We start from the raw sequence: 21,330 nt of genomic DNA, 5'->3' as shown, positions 1-21,330 counted from the left end.
ATGTATACAGTCATGCGCGATCAGGCTGTGCTTGTGTTATTTGCCTGTTCAACAGCCAGCGGGATGCAAACTGTGAATTCTGCACCGCCATCTGGGCGGTTATTCGCCACCAGGCTGCCATTCATGGCCTGCACGATGGATGAAGAAATCGCCAGGCCCAGCCCCAGTCCATGACCAATTTCCTTGGTAGTAAAAAATGGCTCAAACAAATGTCCCGCTACATGTTCAGGGATGCCAGTGCCACTGTCGGCAATACTGATTCTTGCCATGCCCTGTTCACGACAAAGCCTGACATCAACTACCTTGAAAGGGCTATTTTCTACCGCATCCAGGGCATTGCGTATAAGGTTGATCAAGACTTGTTCTATCCTGACGGTGTCACCGAACACCTTGGCAGGTTCGGCAACATGCACATGCAAGTTCACGCCGCGCCTGTCGGTCTCGCTGCGCAACAAGCTGACTGCAGACTGGATAGCAGTCTGCACATCCACTTCGGCAATCGCATTCGGGCTTTTTCTGGCAAAACCCTTGAGCTGTGCAATGATGCTGCCCATGCGTTCGCTGGCATGGCTGATATGTTCCAGGTTGGCCAAAGCCTGTTCAGCCTTGCCACGATTCATAAAAGTAATCGCATTGTCGGCAAAGGCGCGTATCGCTGTCAGTGGCTGGTTCAACTCATGGGTGATGCCGGTTGCCATCTGCCCCAGCATGGCAAGTTTACCAGCTTGCACCATCTCATTCTGGGTAGAGCGCAGCAGGGTTTCGGTCTGCTTGAGTGTCAGGTAGCGGCTTTCAAGTTCTGCATTCGCCTGCGTCAATTGATGGGTGCGTTCAGCGATATGCAGCTCCAGTTCGTCCGCCGCCTTCTTGAGCGCGCGTTGAGCCAGTCGCCCCTCTTCCAACCTGCGGCGACGCTGGTCAAACACGGCGGTAAAGGCCAGGGCTATTCCCAGCATCAGAGCAACCACCAGGGAAGATTGCAAACCTGCGCGCATGACTTTGCTCTGATCGGGAAACAGCATTAGCTGCCAATTCAGGCGCCCTATCGGCCTTTGCAGATATTCACCATAACCCTTCTTCTGCACCATCGGTAATTGCGCAATTGCTGCTATATGTTGGCCGCCATATTGCAAAGTCGCTTTCAAGTTTTGCTGGACAACTGGGGACAGGTCTTGAAGGCTATGATATTTCCAGGGAGCGCGATTACTCAAAAACACCACGCCATGTCGGTCACTAAGCGCAATTGGCTCCTCACTACTGTGCCAGGCTTGCTCAAATTCATCGAGAATGATCTTGACTGCGATGACCCCTATCGGTGCCTGACTACCTCGCTTGCTGCCAGGCGGGTAGACAGGCTGGGAAATAAAATAACCGGGGATATTCGTGGTGTTACCTATCGCATAAAAGTGGCCAGGCCGCGCTTCTTTCAAGGCTTCAGAAAAATAAGGACGAAAAGCGAAATTTTGTCCCAGATAGCTTTGTGCAGTATTCCAGTTGCTGGCAGCAATGGTATTTCCCTGCACGTCCATGAGATAGATGGCAGCTACTTTGGCTTGTTCAGCCAGCTCCTGCAGGCTCAGATTCAGTGCCTGTATCTGCGTGGCATTCTGCTTATGCAGCAACGCTTCTGCCGTCAGTGGCAGATAAGAAATGGCGAAAGGCAGGGTTTCATAACGCTCCAGCACAGATTCAATATCCAGGGAGATGATCTGCAACTGCCTGTTACCGGCTTGCCGGCTATTTTCCCTGGCAATGCTGGCAGCCACAAAATAGCTGGCGACCACCAGCGCAAAGCTGGCGAACGCAACGCAGATAAAAATCAGGCGCCGCTCACGGACATTTTCAGTATGCGACGCCGTCACAAGCTTTTACTTATAAATACCGCAGTTGATAATAATATCTTCATACTTTTCGAAATACATGGATTTTTGCTCTATCTGTTTCGAGACAGGATTGACGAACTTATAGTCTTGCCAACCTTTTCCCTTGGCTTTCGCAAGCTCCATACGTTCGCGTACAAACAGCTTGCCGTCGGCATCTTTCAAATCCAGCAAATCCTTGCCCTGCATTTTGGCATTGGCACCATGGGCAAGATTTTTGCCATTCATATCATTGATAGTGATATATAGGTCACGATCACGGAATGGTCCTTGCAAATTGTTCACATCAGCAATGGTTTTCTCTCTGCCATTCGCCTTGATACTGGCAATCACTTTTTGCACCATGGCAACGGCTTCGGCCGGCGTGCCATGCGTGCTTTGCGCCTGACTTGACGCGCCCAACAAGAAAACCAATCCCGCTACTACAATTCGTGCGAATTTCAACATGATGTCTCTCCTTATGATTTTTTGGGCGCGCCCGGAATATCCAAACGCTGTCTTTTGCTAACCAGGCTTAATCGACTGCAGCCATTTTCAGCTCATCATTATGGTGTCTTTGCTGCTCTTCCATGACCAACTGTCCCAACTCGCGTTTCAGGGCATTGAAGCCAGGGTCAGATGGATCACGCGAACGCGGCAATTCAACCAGCAAATCCTTTTTCACCGTACCTGGCCGGTAAGTCATGACAACGATACGGTCAGCCAGGTAAATTGCTTCTTCTATACTATGCGTAACGAAGATGATGGTTTTCTTCAGCTCTGACCAGATGCGCAGCAACTCATCCTGCAAGTTGCGACGCGTCAGGGCATCCAGCGCACCAAAGGGTTCATCCATTAACATGATAGGCGAATCCAGCGCCAATACACGGGCAATTGCAACCCTCTGACGCATACCGCCAGATAAATCCTTGGGAAAGCGTGCTTTAAAATCGCTCAAGCCCAGCATGGCCAGCAGACTGGCGACACTTTGCTGGATTCCTGCCTTGGCCATTCCCTTGATTTCCAAGCCAAAGGCAATATTCTGCTCCACCGTCATCCAGGGGAACAATGCATATTCCTGAAACACCATGCCACGGTCAGGACCGGGGGCGCTGACCTTCTGCCCATTGGCAATAATGCTGCCAGAAGTCGGCAAGGAAAAACCCGCAACCGCATTCAGCAAGGTCGACTTGCCGCAGCCAGATGGTCCAAGCAGGCAAACGAACTGCCCTTCCGGTATTTCCAGATTGATGTCACGCAAGGCCACGACTTCTTTGTCAGCGGTCTTGAAAATCTTGTTCACAGCTCCAATGCTGATATGACTATTGTTCATCTCAATTCTCCAATCCACGGTGCCAGCGCAGCAAATAATTGTTCAGTTTATTCATGGCAAGATCAATTGCCAGCCCCAGCAAACCTATGCTCATCATGCCTGCGATAATCTTGTCGGACCAAAAGTACTCACGCGCTTCCAGGATACGGAAACCCAGGCCATTGTTCACGGCAATCATTTCCGACACTATCACCACGATAAACGCAGTACCAATACCAATACGCACACCAGACAAAATATAAGGCACAGCCGCAGGCAGCATGACTCGTACAAACATGGTGGTCTGGCTGGCACCCAGATTGCGGGCAGCCCGGATATAGATACCATCAACATGGCGGACACCGGCGATGGTGTTCATCAGCACCGGGAAAAATGCACCGATTGCAATCAGGAAGATGGCAGGTGGATTACCCAGACCAAACCAGAGTATCGACAAAGGGATGTAGGCAATTGGCGGTATCGGGCGCAATACCTGCACCAGGGGATTCATCCATGCATACATTCTTTGACTGGAACCCATCGCCAGACCAAGCGGCAAGGCCAGCCCCGCCCCCACCAAAAAACCCACTACTACACGGTACATGCTTCCCATGGTATCGCGTATCAATTCCCCAGAAAAAGCCCAGGCCAGCCAACTTGTGGTAGCTGCATCCCTGGCTTCATAGGGTGATGCGTACTCTATCCATTTTTTTACCACGGCCAGCGGCGAAGGAAGTACTTGGGCATTAACCCAACCCATGCTGGTCACCACATGCCAGATTGCGATCAGGATAACGGGCACGATCAGCCCCGCGCCAATTTCACGCCATTTGAATTTCATGATTTTTCCTTCAAGATTTGAGGAGCTGGGTGAGCAGATTTTTGCTCAAAGAAGCAGGCTCACCTTTTGCTCAAGCTAAAGACTTACTAAGAACCTGTTTACGATCTTACTGTGCGAGCGTGATCGGGGCTCATGTGCTGCTCAAAATGCTCATGTACTTAAGTACATTCCGCTTTTTGCGCTGCACTTTTGTTACCCTGACCCCACTGACACTCGCTCGCTACAGATCGAAAACCGGTTCTAAGGCTTATTTTATGTTCAGGCTCTTCTTTGCTTGTTCCAGAAGATCGGTTTTTACCCAATCCTTGGCGACTGGCGGCTTGACCATTTTTCCTACGCCATATTTTTGCATCAGATCAGTGGTGATCTGAATATGCTCTGCCGTTACATCATAGGTGTAAGGCGAGTTTTCAATTGCATTGACGAAATCTTCATGGCTGACCTGGCCCTTGAACATGTTTTCACGCACATATTTCTCAGCCAGTTCCTTGTTTTCAATGAAGGTTTTGGTGGCTTCGACAAAGCAGCGCATGAATTTTTCGGCGACTGGACGGCGTTCTTTGTAGAACTTCTCGGTCATGACCATGGTACGCACAGGCTCACCTATTGGTGTGTCGTAAGGCTTGATGATTTCATTACCAAAACCCTTGTTGATGGCCTGGGAAGAATAGGGCTCGGACTGCATGATCGCATCGATATTCTTGCCCAGCAAAGCCTGGTTCAGGTCAGGGAAACCAAGGTAAATGATTTGTACATCCCTGCCTGGCTGGTCAGAATAAGTCAGGCCGTGTTGTGACAGTTCTGCTGCCAGCAAAATGTCCTGAATGCCACCACGGGTAACGCCAACTTTTTTGCCTTTCAAATCCTTGACTGTTTTTATGCCCAGATCTGTGCGCCCGACCAGGCGTGCGCCACCCTTGGCAAAACCAGCGACCACGTAGATAGCAGTGCCACTGGCCCGTGCAGATATGGTTGCTTCTGAAGATACGGCACCCACATCAAGTTCGCCAGCAATGACTGCCTGCATGGCATCCAGGCCTTTGGCGAACACCCTTTCTTCCACCTTGATGCCGCACTTGGGGGCGATTTCCTTGATATACGATACCGCGCCATAATGCGCAAATTTCAGATTACCCAGTCTGACAACGTCCTGGGCCTGGGCCGCGCTGGCAAACAATCCTGAACTAATTACACTGGCAAGCAAAATCTTTTTAAACATCGTTGTCTCCTGAAGTGTGATTTAATTTTTTCCTACACGCACTGATTAGCAGATATTGTGCCAGCATAAAAATTTAAGTAAACGACTGATTTTATTCATTTTTTTGCACATAAGGTCGCTGAATTGATGCGAAAAACCGGATTACACCTGTCGGGTATTCCGTGTTTTCGCACTGACTTGCTGATGTGGGCTAGCGTAGAAACTTGCCGTCACGGCCTATCATGGTCAGGTCCACAAACTCACTGCCGCTATGGTCCCGCTCACTATAAGTCACGGTAATGCCACCCAGATCAACCTTGTGCATGGATTCCAGTGCCCGTATCAAGCCATCGCGTGTCAAGCCCTTGCCTGCCCGCTTCAAACCTTCTACCAGCAACTTTGCTGCTACAAAACCTTCCATCGCTGCATAGGATGGTGCTACACCATTGTCCTTGGCGATGGTCTTGAACTCTTGACCAAGCATCGTCGACACCAGATGTGGTGCAGGCATGATCTGCGAAACCATGATGCCGGTTGCGACTGGACCCAGGGAGTCAATGAAGGATTGCGAAGCATTATTTGACAGCGTCATGACTTGTATTGTGCTGCCTTTGGCACGCAAGCCACGCACAACATCAGCCACAGTCGTAGCCGAGCCGATGATGATCAAGGCTTTGGCGGGGGACTTGATCACTTCATCGATGGCCTTGGGAACATCAGGCTTTGCTCTGTCATATTTGCTGATTAACGAAGGTTTCAGCTTAAAGTGATCCATCGAAGCAGTAAAACCGGCCAGGCCGTCACCACCGAAAGTATCATCCACGTGCATCAGGGCAATGTCTTTCAAGCCTATGGTAGAAAACTGCTCTACCGCTTTTTTCACTTCATCCTGATACTTGGCCCTGACATTGAAGATATAACGATTAACCGGGCTGTGGAATACCGCCGCACCAGTGCTTGGAGCAATCAGGGGTACTTTATTGGCCGCCAGTATGGGTAAAATCGCCTGGGTATGCGGTGTCCCACGGCTCTGGAACAAGGCAAAGACATGGTCCTTTTTAATCAGGGTCTCGGCATTGCTGGCCGCCGTGGCTGGATCGAACTTATCATCAAGAATGCGCAATTCTATCTTGCGACCATTAATGCCACCGTTCTTATTGACTTGATTAAAATATGCTGCAGCACCAGCATTCATTTCCTTGACAGGGCCAGCGATCTGCCCGGTCAAACCTACAGTTTGTCCTATCAGTATGTTATTGTCAGTGACCCCCTCTTCTGCCTGACTGTAAACAGAAAAAGTAAGCAGGGTGCACAAGCAAATGATGCGTGGCAAGCGCCAGGCACGATGAAGTCGACTCATGATTGTCTCCAGATTATTGAGCGGCTATTTTTAGAATCTGCGACAAAAACAAGGTGAACAAAGCGGTTGGCCTTGTCGTCTTGATTTTGTAGCAAGCTCTGGGATAGCGCTCTTATTAGCAGACTTCATACCAAGCAAGAATGAAGGCTGGCAAGCCGTTTTTAACCGTTTTTCAAAGCAAAATATATCCGTAATACCCCGCATGCGTCTGAAATTTCGCACATATGACAAAAATAATTCTGGATTTCCAGAATTCTGAACACATCTTCTTTGCGCAATCTGCGAAATGCCAGAGTCTGCATGCGGCTTCGGGTAAAATGCCTGCTTTAACTGCTACTGCAGGCCTTCTGGTTCGCAGTAAGTGCCGCTCTATTGATTTTTTCTTAAGATTTCCTAAGCAAACATGCTCGATAACCTTACCCAGCGCCTCGCCAAAGTCGTCAAGACCATGCGCGGCGAAGCCCGTCTGACTGAATCCAATACCGCCGACATGTTGCGCGAAGTGCGCATGGCCTTGCTGGAGGCAGACGTTGCCTTGCCTGCAGTGCGTGAACTGATCGCCCGCGTCAAAGAAAAAGCCATGGGCGAAGAAGTCATTTCCTCCCTGACACCGGGTCAGGCCCTGGTCGGCGTGGTACAGAAAGAACTGGCCGCCCTGATGGGGGCAGACCTTGGCGAAGAGGCTTCTCAACTGAGTTTTAACTGCCAGCCACCGGCAATCATCCTGATGGCCGGTTTGCAAGGTGCCGGTAAAACCACGACAGTCGGTAAGCTGGCCAAGTATCTGCGTGAGCAAAAAAAGAAAAAAGTATTAACAGTTTCTGCCGACGTTTACCGTCCAGCTGCGATAGGTCAGTTGCAGACTGTGACAGCACAGGTTGGTGCCGACTTTTTCCCATCTCTGCCCACTGACAAACCGGTAGATATCGCCCTGGCTGCGCTGGACTACGCAAAAAAACATTATCACGATGTGCTGATCATCGATACTGCAGGTCGTCTGGGTATAGATGAAGCGATGATGCAAGAAATTGCTGCTGTCCACGCTGCCGTCAAACCAATAGAGACCCTGTTTGTGGTTGATGCCATGCTGGGTCAGGATGCCGTGAATACGGCCAAAGCCTTTAATGATGCTCTGCCTTTAACAGGCGTGGTACTGACCAAGCTCGATGGTGATGCACGCGGCGGCGCGGCCCTGTCGGTACGTTATATCACCGGCAAACCGATCAAATTCGTCGGTGTCGCAGAAAAACTCGATGGCCTCGAATCCTTCGATGCCACCCGTATGGCCAATCGCATCCTGGGCATGGGTGACATCCTGGCGCTGGTGGAATCGGCGCAAAAAGGCATGGATGTGGCCGCAGCACAGGATCTGGCGCACAAGATCAAGGATGGCGGCAAATTCGATATGAATGACTTCAAGATGCAAATTTCGCAGATGAAGAACATGGGCGGTCTGTCGAACCTGATGGATAAGCTGCCGGCGCAAATGCAGCAGGCGGCCAGTGGTGCCAACATGGACCAGGCTGAAAAGCAGGTACGCCGCATGGAAGGCATGATCAATTCCATGACACCACAAGAAAGAGCCAAGCCAGAATTGATCAAGGCTTCACGCAAGCGCCGCATCGCCGCCGGTGCCGGTGTACAGATACAGGAAGTCAATCGCATGCTGGCCCAGTTTGATCAGATGCAATCGATGATGAAGAAATTGCGTGGCGGCGGCATGATGAAGATGCTGCGCAGCATGAAGGGAATGATGCCGGGCAAGCGCTGAAATTCGCTAAATTGTACTCACTTTCAGCCGCAATTCCTTTCTCGTTTCGCACTATGAAAAAATGCCGGATAGCAGCCAAAATGGCGCTAATCCGGCATTTTTTTAGACTTAAATCCAACGACAGGCAAATTCCTGCACTTTTTCATGAAATTCCAGCAAAAAACACTTGCATCCCTGTAAAAACCGCACCACTATTAGCGATGCGTGAAGTGACGCAATGCAGGAGCTTTTCAAAACGATCAAAGCTCCGTCCACGAAATTTGTGAAGGAGGCTATTTATGGCAACAGCACCAAAGAAACCAGCAGCAAAACCGGCAGCCAAACCAGCGGCTAAACCAGCAGCAAAAGCAGCCGCTCCAAAGGCAGCAGCAGCGAAACCTGCAGCAAAAGCAGCAGCGCCTAAAAAAGCCGCAGCCGCCAAACCAGCAGCAGCACGCAAGCCAAATGCAGCATTCATGAAACCTATGACTATCTCCCCAGTTTTGGCAGCAGTCATCGGTGCAGCAGCAATTCCTCGTACTGAAGTCACTAAAAAAGTATGGGAATACATCAAGAAACACAAGCTGCAAGATGAAGCAAACAAACGCAACATCAACGCGGATGACAAGTTGAAAGCCGTTTTCGATGGCAAAAAACAAGTGTCCATGTTTGAAATGACTAAACTCATTTCCGGTCATCTGTCCTGATTTTTTCAGGAAGAGATTCCCGAAGTTGCTTTGGGAAACTTAAGGGAAGCAGTTAGTCCCATCCCAAACAAAAATGCCCGCATAGCGCGGGCATTTTTGTTTTTATTTTCTGCAAATTCATTTATGGACGCCCACTTACAAATTGCCGCAAGTGACGGGGACAGTTGCCAGCTCATTGCCGATAATCTCACCAGGCTTGCGATGCAAGATGCAATACGTTCCGTAAGGGGTGATGACTTTTGAGACTGGCCGACCATCACCGAGTATATGCACTTCGTGTTTATAGCTTTCCCGCATGACAGTAGAGGATGATTTCACCGCAGCACCAAACTTTTCCATGGGCGCGGGGGCAGTTTTGGCGCTGACCTGATCGCGGTACTGAAAGTCTTTTTTCAAACCATTGAAAATCTCCCTTGTGTCACGGTTAACGGGCATTTCATTTCCGGAACTTGCTGGCTCTTTTTCGACTGACAGATTCGATTGTTCTTTGTCGCTGACAGTCGCTTTGTCTGTGACGCCGATAGCGGAACTGTGCCGCGGAACTGGCATGACTCTGCTTTGACGAGATGGTTCTGTCAAATCCTGCGTAGCTGGTGAGCGTGGTGTCAGTTTCATCTGCTCAGGCTGATTCAAAAAAATCAGACTGCCACTAGTTGTTTGCGTCGCCCCATCTTTGTACATCGCATTTGACTGCGACCACAGCAGATACAAAGCCGCGTGCAACAGGAGGACTACAAACAATATCTGCCACTCATTGCCTTGAGCAGGCGCTCGATAAGAAGCTAGCAGCATGTATCTCTCCTCGCCTCAATAGCTGCCGCAACTGACTGTCTGTATGCCTGGGGATCGCGTGATATCTGCGCCGGGTTTTGCGCCTATTACACAATAGGAACCTGCTGGTGTCGTAACCTTGGTCATGGCCGTACCATCCGCCATAATAATGTTCTTATAGCTGGTGCCACGAGGACGCGCAGCAGCGGCAACATTGATGCCAAATTGCACCATGGATGATTTTTCTGGCTTGATATCGGTCAGGATGCGATTTGGCATTTCGCGCTCTACCTGCTTGATGACTTTGCTGATGTCACGCTCAATGACGACAGGCGGCTCACTAGTTAATGCAGGCATGCTTGATTCAGTATTCGTGACCGGGGGAACTTTGATGCCTGTACCTGCATCACTGGTAACGGGTATGTTGGGAGCATTCAGCACTAGCGGTGCGCGGGGTTTGTTTGGCAACGACAATTGGCTGGGTGGCGCCACTGGTTTGGTCACGGGTATAGCCTGTTCAGGCTTGGTTTGTACTGGCGCTTCCAGCATGCGAACAACAAAAGCCAGTGGCGTGCTCATTTCATGTTTATGTCTGACCAGGCTTGGCCAAAGCATGATCAGCAAGAAATGGGCAAGCAAAACCGTAAGCAGCAATTGCCAGCGTGAGCGCAATAACTTGCGCCAGTCTGTGCTGCCAAAATCTTCTTGATAAAAGAGTGCCTGCATGTCGGGTCTTGGTGTCATCCTGAATATGATCGGGCATTCTGGAATGCCCGATCATACTTGGCCCGTGATTTATGCAAAGGACTATTTTACAAGACCAGGAGTAGCGTTAATTGCTACCTGAGGGTGATGCAGATTTTACTCAGCAAATGAATCAGCTGTTGAATTCCCAATTTTTCCAGTTGGAAAGCACTGCCTTGGGATATTCAGGGCGGCCACGGCTACCATTGTAGCGACCTAGTGCCAGGTAGAGATCACCTTTTTCCATATCAATATACAGACGTAAAATCGAGCAGCCATAACGCAAGTTTGTCTGCATCTGGAACAGTTTTTTCGCATCGCCATCACCAATCACACGAGACCAGAATGGCATGACCTGCATATAGCCACGTGCTCCGACAACAGAAGTCGCATATTTGCGGAAGGCAGACTCTACCTGTATCAAACCCATGACCATGGCAACATCGAGGCCAGCGCGCTTGGATTCATACCAGATGGCATCCAGCAATTCCTTGCGGGTCTGTAAATCGGGGATGCGTCGCTTAAGGCGCGATGCCATCTCACCTTGCCAGTTGATGTACTTGATACGTTCTTCTATGGTGGCAAACGTAGGTTTGGGTGGCGTGGAATCAGAAACGGCTTTGGCCAGTGCAAGGCGTACTGAATCTGCCATGGCTTCTTCTTTTTGATTACCGGCTTGCACCGGTAATGCAGAAACAGCCAACATGCAGATTACCAGATGCAGGATGGATTTTTTCCACCCTGCACATATGACTTGCAGATCAAACTTACCGCTGAATCTTCCTTTGCTCCACACGCAAAAGCGCAAGAAAAAATACTTCATCCTGCGGCTTATTTTTCTACCATCTTGGCCTGGATGAAGGCCAGCATCTCGGCCACAGGCACATTGCTGGCTTCAGTATCGCGACGGCCCAGATATTCCAGCTTGCCTTCTTTGAGACCACGGTCACCAATGACGATGCGATGCGGCACACCAATGAGTTCCCAGTCAGCAAACATGGCACCAGGACGTTCGCCACGGTCATCCAGTATCACGTCGATACCAGCAGCAATCAAAGCCTGGTACAGGGATTCAGCCTCAGTCTTGACAGCTTCACTGCGGTCCATGCCCATAGGGCAGATGACGACTTCAAACGGTGCAATTGAAGTTGGCCAGATGATGCCCTTGTCATCGAAATTCTGTTCTATTGCAGCACCCAGAATACGGGTGACGCCTATACCGTAGCAACCCATTTGCAGCAATTGTGGTTTGCCGTTTTCATCAAGGAAGGTGGCTTTCATGTCGTCGGAATAGCGGGTGCCAAGCTGAAATACATGGCCAACTTCGATGCCGCGCTGAATAGCTAATATACCTTTGCCATCTGGAGATGGATCTCCAGCGACGACATTGCGTAAGTCAGCAACTGCTGGCTCAGGCAAATCACGACCCCAGTTGGCACCGGTGAAGTGAAAATCAGCTTCATTCGCGCCACAGACAAAGTCAGCCATGTTGGCGACGGTTCTGTCAGCCACGATATTGACTGGTTTTTGTGTGCCGATAGGGCCGAGGTAGCCTGGCTTGGTGCCAAAATGCTCGACAATTTCTGCCTCGGTAGCAAAGCGGTAGTTGGCCATGCCAGCTATTTTGCCTGCCTTGACTTCATTGAGTTCATGGTCGCCACGTAACAGCAGCAGCCAGATTTGCGCTGCCTTGCCACTGTCTTTTTCCGCATCAACTGCGAGCACGATGGACTTGACCGTAGTTTCCAACGGGATGTTGAGCAGTTGCGCGACATCTTCACACTTGGCTTTACCTGGCGTGGCAGTCTTGGTCAGCGCAGTTGCAGCGGCTGGGCGGCTGGTTTGCGTAGGCAAGGCTTCTGCCGCTTCCATATTGGCGGCGTAATCAGAAGTCGGGCAATACACCAGCGCGTCTTCACCAGTATCAGCAATGACGTGGAATTCATGTGAGCCAGAACCACCAATCGCGCCGTTATCAGCAGCTACCGCACGGAATTCCAGGCCAAAGCGCTGGAAGATACGCGTGTAGGCGTCATACATGACTTCATAAGACTTTTGCATGCCTTCGACATTGCGGTCAAAAGAATACGCATCTTTCATGGTGAATTCACGGCCACGCATGAGACCAAAACGTGGACGGCGTTCGTCACGGAACTTGGTCTGGATGTGATAAAAATTCACAGGCAACTGGCGGTAAGAGCGGATTTCTGTGCGTATGACATCAGTAATCGCTTCTTCCGACGTAGGCTGGATAATGTAATCGCGGCCATGGCGGTCTTTGACGCGCATGAGCTCCGGGCCCATCTTGTCCCAGCGGCCAGTTTCTTGCCAGAGTTCTGCAGGTTGTACGACGGGCATCAGCATCTCTATCGCTCCGGCGCGATTCATTTCTTCACGAACAATGTTCTCTACTTTGCGGATGATACGCAAGCCCATGGGCATGTAGTTATAGATGCCGGAACCGAGGCGCTTAATCATGCCCGCACGCATCATCAGTTTATGGCTGACGATTTCGGCATCGGCAGGAGCTTCTTTCAGTGTGGAAATAAAAAATCGTGTAGCACGCATGACAGTGATTCTTTTTAAATGGAGGGTTATAATCAACTCAATTTTAAAGGATTAGCTGGCTAATGCGCCCACTCTTTGCACATTTGATGAAGGAAACTGCGATTTGTTCGCCTCCATGGAGGCTGTCCGCTGAAAAATGCAGTGTTTTTCGACGAAACAAACGCTCTCTACGCTATCTATTGCAGGAGCAAGCCGTTTAGCCACAGAAAGTTTCGAGGTTGAACATGCTGGATCGTGAAGGCTTCCGCCCTAACGTTGGCATAATTTTGCTAAACGCCAACAATGAAGTCTGGTGGGGAAAGCGGGTGCGCGAGCATTCCTGGCAATTCCCCCAGGGTGGCATTAAATATGGTGAGTCACCGGAACAGGCCATGTACCGGGAACTCGAAGAAGAAACCGGCTTACTACCTGAGCATGTCAAAGTCATAGGGCGTACCCGTGACTGGCTGCGCTATGAAGTGCCGGATCATTTTATCAAGCGTGAAATCCGCGGGCATTATCGTGGGCAAAAACAGATCTGGTTCCTGTTGCGCATGATAGGCCGTGATTGCGATGTCAATCTGCGGGCCAGCACCCATCCTGAATTTGACGCCTGGCGCTGGCATGACTATTGGGTCCCGCTGGATGTAGTAATTGAATTCAAGCGTGGTGTTTATCAACTGGCCTTGCAGGAATTGTCGCGCTATGTGCACCGCACAGAGCACCCCAATTCCAATCGCAGCCGCTATTTGCGTAATCAGCAACAAACACCCAAAAATCAGGATTGCAAGAAAACCGAGCCAGAAGAGTCCAAATAATTTATGTTGAATAAAAAACTAGGTCGTATCATCCTTACCCTGGCCTTGCTGCCTGGCAGCTTTGCCCATGCAGCAGACCAGGAAGAAGATGACAAGGAGTGGCATGAGGTCGTCCTGCAATTACCAGAGGCACCAAAGCCGGAAAACCTGCTGAATTTTTACAAGAGCCCCAGCCAGTCTTTTGCGATTGACACCAAATCTCTTACAGTGGCAACGGATGGCACCATACGTTATAGCCTGGTAGCAACCAGCTCTGGGGGTGCCAAGAACATCAGCTATGAAGGCCTGCGTTGCCAGACTTATGAGGTCAAACTGTATGCGTTTGGCCGGCCTGACGGCACATGGTCGCGCTCACGCCGCAACCAGTGGGATGGCATCACGAATACTGGTGCAAACAAACAGCATGCGGCCTTGTTCTCTGACTATTTTTGCGAAGGCAAAACCATCGCAGGCAAAGTCAATGTGTTGCTGGACAAACTGCGCGGGAAAAAGATGTCATATTACTAGTCAGCTGCAACAGGATGCAGGAATAAAATGGGCGCTGAATTTTTTCACTCATGCGCCCATTTTTTATATCTGATTCATAGCAACACCAGATTATCGCGGTGTATCAATTCAGATTCTTCAACAAAGCCAAGTATGGATTCTATCTCGCTCGAAGCATGGCGCTTAATACGACGTGCATCTGCGCTTGAGTAATTAATCAGCCCCCTTGCTACCGGAGTACCCGCCTCATCACAGCAAGTAACCACTGCACCGCGGCTGAATTCGCCGCGTACATCGAGTACGCCTATGGGTAGCAAGGATTTGCCTTCACGTATCAGTTTTTGTACGGCACCCGAATCCAGCACGACCTGGCCCAGGGTCTGCAAATGATCCATCATCCATTGCTTGCGCGCCGCCACCGGGGCCATTTGCGAAATCAATTGTGTACCTATGGCTTCGCCCTGCGCCAGACGCAGCAAGACATTCTCTTCGCGGCCCCAGGCGATGACCGTGTGCGCCCCAGAACGCGCGCCCCTTTTGGCGGCGAGTATCTTGGTCAGCATGCCACCACTACCGAGGCTGGAACCAGCACCACCTGCCATGGCTTCCAACGCCAGGTCACCTGCCCTGGCTTCGTGCACGAAGGTTGCATTCGGGTCTTTGCGTGGGTCCGCTGTATACAAGCCCTTTTGGTCAGTCAGGATGATGAGAGCATCGCCTTCTATTAAATTGGCTACCAGGGCGCCGAGCGTGTCATTGTCACCAAACTTGATTTCATCGGTGACCACTGTATCATTTTCATTGATGATGGGGACGATGCCCAGGCGCAGCAAAGTGAACAATGTCGAGCGCGCATTCAGGTAGCGTTCACGATCCGCCAAGTCGGCATGCGTCAACAAAATTTGTGCTGTACCTATCTGGTGTTCACGAAAGCTGCTTTCATAAATTTGTGCCAGGCCCATTTGACCGACGGCAGCACAAGCCTGCAATTCGTGGATGGCAGTCGGTCGTTTTTCAAAGCCCAGGCGTTGCCGCCCTTCGGCGATGGCACCAGAGCTGACCAGCACGACTTCCTTGCCCATGGCACGCAAGCCAGCGATCTGGGCAGCCCATTTGGCGATGGCCTGCTTGTCCAGCCCCTTGCCATCATTGGTGACCAGGGATGAACCTACTTTGATAATCAGACGTTTTGCTTGCTGAATGACAGATTGCATAAATAAGGGACAAATGTGATTTGGTGATGTTGCCGCACTTCAGCGGCGAACAAATCAAAATTATACTTTATATGGATACTATCGCTGCAATCTAAATTTAATTCACATTTAAAAGGCATATTCTACTTTTTATGAGATTTTAATTATTAAAAAGAAATTTTCCAAATAAAAAATAATCACCTTTATACATTTTTAGTTGTTGATGAACAGATGGTGGACGTAAAAAAACCTGGCTTTCACCAGGTTTTTTATTAGTCTTCCAGCACTTTAAAACGCGGATCATCCGGATCAATGGACAAAATACCCTGCGCTTCTTCCTTCATCGTGGTTTCTTGCGAACGCTGTTCATGCGTACGCTTTTCTTCCAGATACTTGTAAATCTCGGTCACCAACTCTTCGCAGCCTTCACGATTCAATGCGGAGATTTCAAAGACCGGACCCTTCCAGGCAAAACGCTTGATGAAGTCTTTGACCTTTTTCTTGCGTTCATCTTCTGTTAACACGTCGAGCTTGTTGAGTACCAGCCAGCGTGGCTTCTCATACAGGCTTTCATCGTATTTACGCAATTCTTTGATCAGGGCCTTGGCTTCTTTGACTGGGTCAACAGCTTCATCAAACGGTGCCAGATCAACAATGTGCAAGAGCAAGCCTGTGCGTTGCAAATGCTTGAGGAACTGGATACCCAGACCAGCACCGTCAGCAGCACCTTCGATCAAACCAGGAATATCGGCGATGACGAAGCTTTTTTCATGGCTGACACGGACCATACCCAGGTTAGGATGCAGGGTCGTGAAAGGATAATCAGCAATCTTTGGACGCGCATTCGAGACCGCAGTAATGAAAGTCGATTTACCGGCATTTGGCAAACCCAGCAGGCCAACGTCAGCCAATACTTTCAATTCCAGACGTAATTCGCGGCGTTCGCCTTCTTTACCATCAGAGCGCTGACGTGGCGCACGGTTGGTCGAAGTCTTGAAGTGGATATTGCCCCAGCCGCCCTCGCCACCTTTGACGAGTTCAACTTCCTGACCATGTTCGGTCAGGTCAGCGATGACTTCATCGGTATTTCTGTCGCAAATTTGCGTGCCAACCGGCATGCGCAGACGGATATCGTCAGCACCTTTGCCGTAGCAATCTGCACCACGGCCATTTTCACCGTCTTTGGCTTTATGCAATTTGGAATAACGATAATCAACCAAAGTGTTGATATTACGGTCAGCTACAGCCCAGATACTGCCGCCACGGCCACCATCACCACCATCGGGGCCGCCGAATGGACGGAATTTTTCACGGCAAAAGGATGCCACACCATTGCCACCATCGCCGGCGATTACTTCGATACGGGCTTCATCAATAAATTTCATTTTTACCACCTAAAAAAGCTTGTATAAATTCTTGTAACCTGATGGAACAATAAATTTATACAGGATTTCTTCAAATTAAAAGGGCTAACACCAAACTGCCTATGCAGGGTGTACTTAGAACCTGTTTCCGATCTTACTGCGCGTGCGCAATCGGAGTCTACGCGGGGCTCATGTACTGCTCAAAATGCTCATGTACTAGAGTACATTCAGCTTTTTGCGCTGCGCTTTTTACCCAGAATGTTGCCCTGACCCCGCTGACGCTCGCTACAGATCGCAAACAGATTCATACGGAGAGGTGAGCTTGCGGTAAGGTAGTGCCGCAATGAGTTTGAACGGAGACTGATCCAACTAAAAAGGCCCTACCGATGGCAGAGCCTTTTTATCATACTGGCTTGCGCCCTGCTTTGAATTACTTCAATGCATTACGCCGCTGCTGCGTCTGCAACAACAATAGCGAACTGGTGACGTGCTGCACCTTTGATCGCGAATTGTACTTTGCCGTTAACCAGAGCGAACAAAGTGTGATCTTTGCCCATACCAACGTTTTCACCAGCGTGTACGCGAGTGCCGCGTTGACGAATGATGATACCGCCGGCATTGATAGCCTGGCCACCGTAGACTTTAACGCCGAGGCGTTTTGATTCTGAGTCACGACCATTGCGCGTGGTGCCGCCGCCTTTTTTGTGTGCCATTTTTAATTAGCTCCTTAAATACAGGTAGATTGATTGCTGATCTACAGATTAGCCGTTGATAGAGACGATTTGCAATTCAGTGTAGTTTTGGCGATGGCCTTGACGTTTCTGATAGTGCTTACGACGACGCATTTTGAAAATGCGCACTTTGTCGTGACGACCGTGATCTATAACCTTAGCCAGCACCGTAGCACCTGCGACCAATGGAGCACCAAACTTAATGGTCTCACCAGCGCCCAAAGCGAGCACTTGATCAATGGTGATTTCGGAGCCAATGTCTGCAGGTATCTGTTCTACTTTAAGTTTTTCACCAGCGACAACTTTGTATTGTTTGCCTCCGGTTTTTATGACCGCGTACATGTGAAACCTCATCAAATAAATATTAGGGATTTTCTCCCCGCCAGACAAAACTCACCTGGGAAGTCGGGAAAACCCCAAATTGTACATAATCCTGCCAAAAGCGTCAAAGACTATTTGCATATTTTTTCAGCACACCCATGGTAAACAGGCAATTGACCGATAATAACCGGTAATAAATAGAGGAAGCACAAGAGAACTGGTGCATTTCAAGCAAATACCAGCACTGCATCGTATAATCGCGGTCATCCCGGATTCTTATGCAGGTTCTCCCTTGTCTGCCACAAACAACCAAAACCCCATCACCGAACTGATCGCCGTCGATATGGACGAAGTGAATCAGGTAATCCGCAACAAATTGCATTCTGAAGTTGCCCTGGTTAATCAGATCGCCGAATATATCATCAGCGCTGGCGGCAAACGTATACGGCCCGTGCTGGTCTTGCTTGTGGCGAATGCCTTCCAGTACAAAGGCAAGCATCACCATGAGCTGGCCGCCATCGTCGAATTCATCCATACAGCGACCCTGCTGCATGACGATGTGGTGGATGAATCGTCCATGCGCCGTGGCCGCAAGACTGCCAATGCATTGTTTGGCAATGCTGCCTCAGTTCTGGTAGGTGACTTCCTGTATTCACGCGCCTTTCAGATGATGGTCTCCATCAATAGCATGCAAATCATGCAAATTCTGGCCGACGCCACCAATGTCATTGCTGAAGGCGAAGTCTTGCAATTGCTGAATATGCATGATCCTGACGTGACCGAGGAGCGTTATCTGCAAGTAATACGTTCCAAAACAGCCAAACTGTTTGAAGCAGCAGCAGAGATTGGTGCGCTTATCGCCGGTGCCAATCAGGCAGAAATCGAGGCTGCAGGCGAATATGGGCGCTCTTTGGGCACTGCTTTTCAGTTGATTGACGATGTGCTGGATTATTCCGGGAATGCCGAAGACATAGGTAAAAACGTCGGTGATGATTTGCGCGAAGGCAAACCTACCCTGCCGCTGATTTATCTGATGAAAAATGGCAGTGCAGAAGAACGCGATCTGGTACGGGCCTGTATAGAAAACGGCGACGAATCCAAATTTGATGCCATACTGGACGCGATCACCAAGTCCGGCGCACTGGCTTATACGCAAAGTGAAGCTGTCAAGGCAGCCGAGCGTGCGGCAACAGCCATCGCGGACTGGCCGGATAATCAGTACAAACAGGCCATGGTCAAACTGTGCGCCTTTGCCGTAGGCAGGAATCATTAAGTCACGAAATTCGTAGAATTAACAGACTGTTACAAAATCGGGCAGACAGGTAGTCTGCTCAAAATCTGCGCTCTGGCCAGCAAAAAAATGCCTGAAAAAAAATGGCATGGCTATTTGGCGGAAAACGATCTATACAGAGTAAAGAAGTAATGAATCATTGTCGAAAACGACGGAAATGATTCATTGCCGGATGGCGGTGTAGCCGCAATGCAAATTTTGCCAGATCCAGTGTGGCTACACTATGGAACGACTTTACAAATAACAGGCTTAGTTGCATTATCACAAGGCAACTGATTGTATTGGCAAATTTACTCAAAAGATCCTATGTCCGCAGTCCTACCAAATTCAGCGCCCCAAATGGCAACTCCTGGCTTGGCGCGAGCCTTGATGCAAGCCAATTTATTGACGCCCGCTCAGGTTGAAACTGTGAGCAAAAAAGCACAGGCGGAAAAAATCGGCTTCATTGATGCACTGACGCAAAGTGGCACTGTCAGCGCACGTGATCTGGCGACTTTTTGCTCCGATGCTTTCGGCTACCCCTTACTGGATTTATCGGTCATCAATGAGTCACTGATCCCTGACAAGCTGGTTGATCAAAAGCTCATGCAGGCCCAACGCCTGCTGGCGGTAGCGAAAAAAGGCAATAAAGTTTCTTTGGCGATTTCCGATCCGACCAATAATTCAGCTCTGGATCAGGTCAAATTTCAAACCGGTCTTGGTATAGACATTATTGTAGTGCAGCATGATGCCCTGGTTAAGCTGCTGGACAAGCTGGGCAAATCCTCGGAACAAAGCCTGAATGAAATTGGCGGCGATGACTTTGATCTCGAGTTCAAGGAAGATGATCTCGGTGCCGGTGCCGCTGCCGAAGCTCAGGCCACAGAGATTGATGATGCGCCTGTCGTCAAATTCCTGCAAAAAATGCTGATTGATGCCATCAATATGGGTGCATCCGATTTGCATTTTGAACCGTTTGAAAAATTCTACCGCATACGCTTTCGTGTCGATGGTGAACTCAGAGAGATTGCCCAGCCACCGCTGGCCATCAAGGACAAATTATCTTCGCGTATCAAGGTTATCTCCAAACTGGATATTTCTGAAAAACGCGTACCGCAAGACGGTCGCATGAAATTACAGTTATCGGCGAGTAAATCCATCGATTTTCGTGTGAGCACTTTGCCTACCCTGTTTGGCGAAAAGATCGTTATGCGTATTCTGGATGGATCTCAGGCGCAAATGGGTATTGATGCCTTGGGCTATGACCCTGATCACAAAGCGATCTTGATGGAAGCCATTCAACGACCTTATGGCATGGTACTGGTTACCGGGCCGACGGGTTCCGGTAAAACGGTGTCCCTGTACACTTGCCTCAACGTTATTAATAAACCTGGCATCAATATTTCTACGGCCGAAGATCCGGCTGAGATCAACTTGCCAGGTGTCAACCAGGTCAATGTCAATGACAAAGCGGGCCTGACCTTTGCTGCCGCGCTGAAGTCTTTCTTGCGTCAAGATCCTGACGTCATCATGGTGGGTGAAATTCGTGACCTGGAAACTGCCGATATTGCCATCAAGGCTGCGCAAACTGGTCACATGGTGTTTTCCACCCTGCATACCAATGATGCGCCTGCTACTTTGACTCGTTTGATGAACATGGGTGTGGCACCTTTCAATATTGCCTCATCTGTCATTTTGATTACGGCACAAAGGCTGGCACGTCGCCTGTGCACCTGTAAAAAACCTGTCGAGATCCTCGACGAGGTCTTGCTGCAAGCCGGTTTCAAGGATGAAGACCTGGACGGCACCTGGAAACCTTACGGCCCTGTCGGTTGTGACCGTTGCAACGGTGGCGGCTATAAGGGTCGTGTCGGCATCTATCAATTGATGCCTATATCTGAAGCGCTGGAGCGCCTCATACTTGCCAGCGCCAGTGCACTGGATCTGGAAGAGCAGGCGCAAAAAGAAGGAATCAGAAATTTACGTCAATCCGGATTGATGAAGGTCAGACAGGGAATGACCAGCCTCGAGGAAGTCCTCGGATGTACCAACGAATAA

Annotated in this window: 20 protein-coding genes; 6 read left to right on the top strand and 14 right to left on the bottom strand. The window is 49.7% G+C overall.

Features of this window, described 5'->3' with window-relative positions:
• Positions 1-20: 20 nt before the first annotated feature.
• The 6 genes from H8L47_RS04845 to H8L47_RS04820 form a co-directional block, all read right to left on the bottom strand.
• Positions 21-1,862 (bottom strand): sensor histidine kinase, encoded by a 1,842-nt coding sequence (locus H8L47_RS04845; RefSeq protein WP_186952108.1) that lies wholly within the window; start codon positions 1,860-1,862, stop codon positions 21-23.
• Positions 1,863-1,868: 6 nt separating this feature from the next.
• Positions 1,869-2,327, bottom strand: coding sequence for a cache domain-containing protein (locus tag H8L47_RS04840; RefSeq protein WP_186952107.1), 459 nt, complete (start codon positions 2,325-2,327; stop codon positions 1,869-1,871).
• A 67-nt stretch (positions 2,328-2,394) separates the two neighbouring features.
• Positions 2,395-3,192: an ABC transporter ATP-binding protein gene (locus H8L47_RS04835; protein ID WP_186952106.1), complete on the bottom strand. Its 798-nt coding sequence runs from the start codon at positions 3,190-3,192 to the stop codon at positions 2,395-2,397.
• 1 nt (position 3,193) lies between these two features.
• On the bottom strand, positions 3,194-4,012 hold the full coding sequence (locus H8L47_RS04830) for an ABC transporter permease (RefSeq protein WP_186952105.1): 819 nt from the start codon (positions 4,010-4,012) through the stop codon (positions 3,194-3,196).
• A 247-nt stretch (positions 4,013-4,259) separates the two neighbouring features.
• Positions 4,260-5,231, bottom strand: a complete 972-nt coding sequence (locus H8L47_RS04825; protein WP_186952104.1) for an ABC transporter substrate-binding protein — start codon at positions 5,229-5,231, stop codon at positions 4,260-4,262.
• A 190-nt stretch (positions 5,232-5,421) separates the two neighbouring features.
• Entirely contained in the window at positions 5,422-6,570 is a 1,149-nt protein-coding gene (locus tag H8L47_RS04820; protein WP_186952103.1) for an ABC transporter substrate-binding protein, read from the bottom strand.
• A gap of 403 nt (positions 6,571-6,973) precedes the next feature.
• Between H8L47_RS04820 and ffh the strand changes: the two genes are divergently transcribed.
• Both ffh and H8L47_RS04810 read left to right on the top strand, forming a co-directional pair.
• On the top strand, positions 6,974-8,341 hold the full coding sequence (gene ffh, locus H8L47_RS04815; protein WP_186952102.1) for a signal recognition particle protein: 1,368 nt from the start codon (positions 6,974-6,976) through the stop codon (positions 8,339-8,341).
• A 278-nt stretch (positions 8,342-8,619) separates the two neighbouring features.
• Positions 8,620-9,027, top strand: a complete 408-nt coding sequence (locus H8L47_RS04810) for an SWIB/MDM2 domain-containing protein (protein ID WP_186952101.1) — start codon at positions 8,620-8,622, stop codon at positions 9,025-9,027.
• A gap of 135 nt (positions 9,028-9,162) precedes the next feature.
• On the opposite strand, the gene H8L47_RS04805 is transcribed toward H8L47_RS04810, so the two are convergent.
• From H8L47_RS04805 to H8L47_RS04790, 4 genes are all read right to left on the bottom strand, one after another.
• Complete coding sequence (locus H8L47_RS04805) at positions 9,163-9,819, bottom strand: hypothetical protein (protein ID WP_186952100.1); 657 nt, start codon at positions 9,817-9,819, stop codon at positions 9,163-9,165.
• Between the two features lie 15 nt (positions 9,820-9,834).
• Complete coding sequence (locus tag H8L47_RS04800) at positions 9,835-10,542, bottom strand: hypothetical protein (protein WP_186952099.1); 708 nt, start codon at positions 10,540-10,542, stop codon at positions 9,835-9,837.
• Positions 10,543-10,675: 133 nt separating this feature from the next.
• The gene (locus H8L47_RS04795; protein ID WP_186952098.1) at positions 10,676-11,248 is read right to left on the bottom strand and encodes a lytic transglycosylase domain-containing protein; all 573 of its coding nucleotides are present in this window, start codon (positions 11,246-11,248) and stop codon (positions 10,676-10,678) included.
• A 125-nt stretch (positions 11,249-11,373) separates the two neighbouring features.
• Positions 11,374-13,110: a proline--tRNA ligase gene (locus H8L47_RS04790; RefSeq protein ID WP_186952097.1), complete on the bottom strand. Its 1,737-nt coding sequence runs from the start codon at positions 13,108-13,110 to the stop codon at positions 11,374-11,376.
• A gap of 224 nt (positions 13,111-13,334) precedes the next feature.
• Between H8L47_RS04790 and H8L47_RS04785 the strand changes: the two genes are divergently transcribed.
• Entirely contained in the window at positions 13,335-13,907 is a 573-nt protein-coding gene (locus H8L47_RS04785; protein WP_186952096.1) for an RNA pyrophosphohydrolase, read from the top strand.
• A 3-nt stretch (positions 13,908-13,910) separates the two neighbouring features.
• Positions 13,911-14,414 carry a CNP1-like family protein gene (locus H8L47_RS04780; protein WP_186952095.1) on the top strand — a complete coding sequence of 168 codons (504 nt, stop codon included), beginning with the start codon at positions 13,911-13,913 and terminating at the stop codon, positions 14,412-14,414.
• Between the two features lie 74 nt (positions 14,415-14,488).
• Here the strand turns inward: H8L47_RS04780 and proB are convergent, their stop codons facing one another.
• The 4 genes from proB to rplU form a co-directional block, all read right to left on the bottom strand.
• Positions 14,489-15,607, bottom strand: coding sequence for a glutamate 5-kinase (gene proB / locus H8L47_RS04775; RefSeq protein WP_186952094.1), 1,119 nt, complete (start codon positions 15,605-15,607; stop codon positions 14,489-14,491).
• A 251-nt stretch (positions 15,608-15,858) separates the two neighbouring features.
• Positions 15,859-16,971, bottom strand: coding sequence for a GTPase ObgE (obgE, locus tag H8L47_RS04770; RefSeq protein WP_186952093.1), 1,113 nt, complete (start codon positions 16,969-16,971; stop codon positions 15,859-15,861).
• A 422-nt stretch (positions 16,972-17,393) separates the two neighbouring features.
• Entirely contained in the window at positions 17,394-17,663 is a 270-nt protein-coding gene (gene rpmA / locus H8L47_RS04765; protein ID WP_186952092.1) for a 50S ribosomal protein L27, read from the bottom strand.
• Positions 17,664-17,711: 48 nt separating this feature from the next.
• The gene (rplU, locus tag H8L47_RS04760) at positions 17,712-18,023 is read right to left on the bottom strand and encodes a 50S ribosomal protein L21 (protein ID WP_110255243.1); all 312 of its coding nucleotides are present in this window, start codon (positions 18,021-18,023) and stop codon (positions 17,712-17,714) included.
• 271 nt (positions 18,024-18,294) lie between these two features.
• Between rplU and ispB the strand changes: the two genes are divergently transcribed.
• Both ispB and pilB read left to right on the top strand, forming a co-directional pair.
• On the top strand, positions 18,295-19,275 hold the full coding sequence (ispB, locus tag H8L47_RS04755) for an octaprenyl diphosphate synthase (RefSeq protein WP_268978041.1): 981 nt from the start codon (positions 18,295-18,297) through the stop codon (positions 19,273-19,275).
• 324 nt (positions 19,276-19,599) lie between these two features.
• Positions 19,600-21,330 (top strand): type IV-A pilus assembly ATPase PilB, encoded by a 1,731-nt coding sequence (pilB, locus tag H8L47_RS04750; RefSeq protein WP_186952091.1) that lies wholly within the window; start codon positions 19,600-19,602, stop codon positions 21,328-21,330.

The sequence above is a fragment of the Undibacterium umbellatum genome, assembly GCF_014284125.1.
GTDB classification, from domain to species: Bacteria; Pseudomonadota; Gammaproteobacteria; order Burkholderiales; family Burkholderiaceae_D; genus Undibacterium; species Undibacterium umbellatum.
This window is presented reverse-complemented; position numbering and strand designations above follow the sequence as displayed.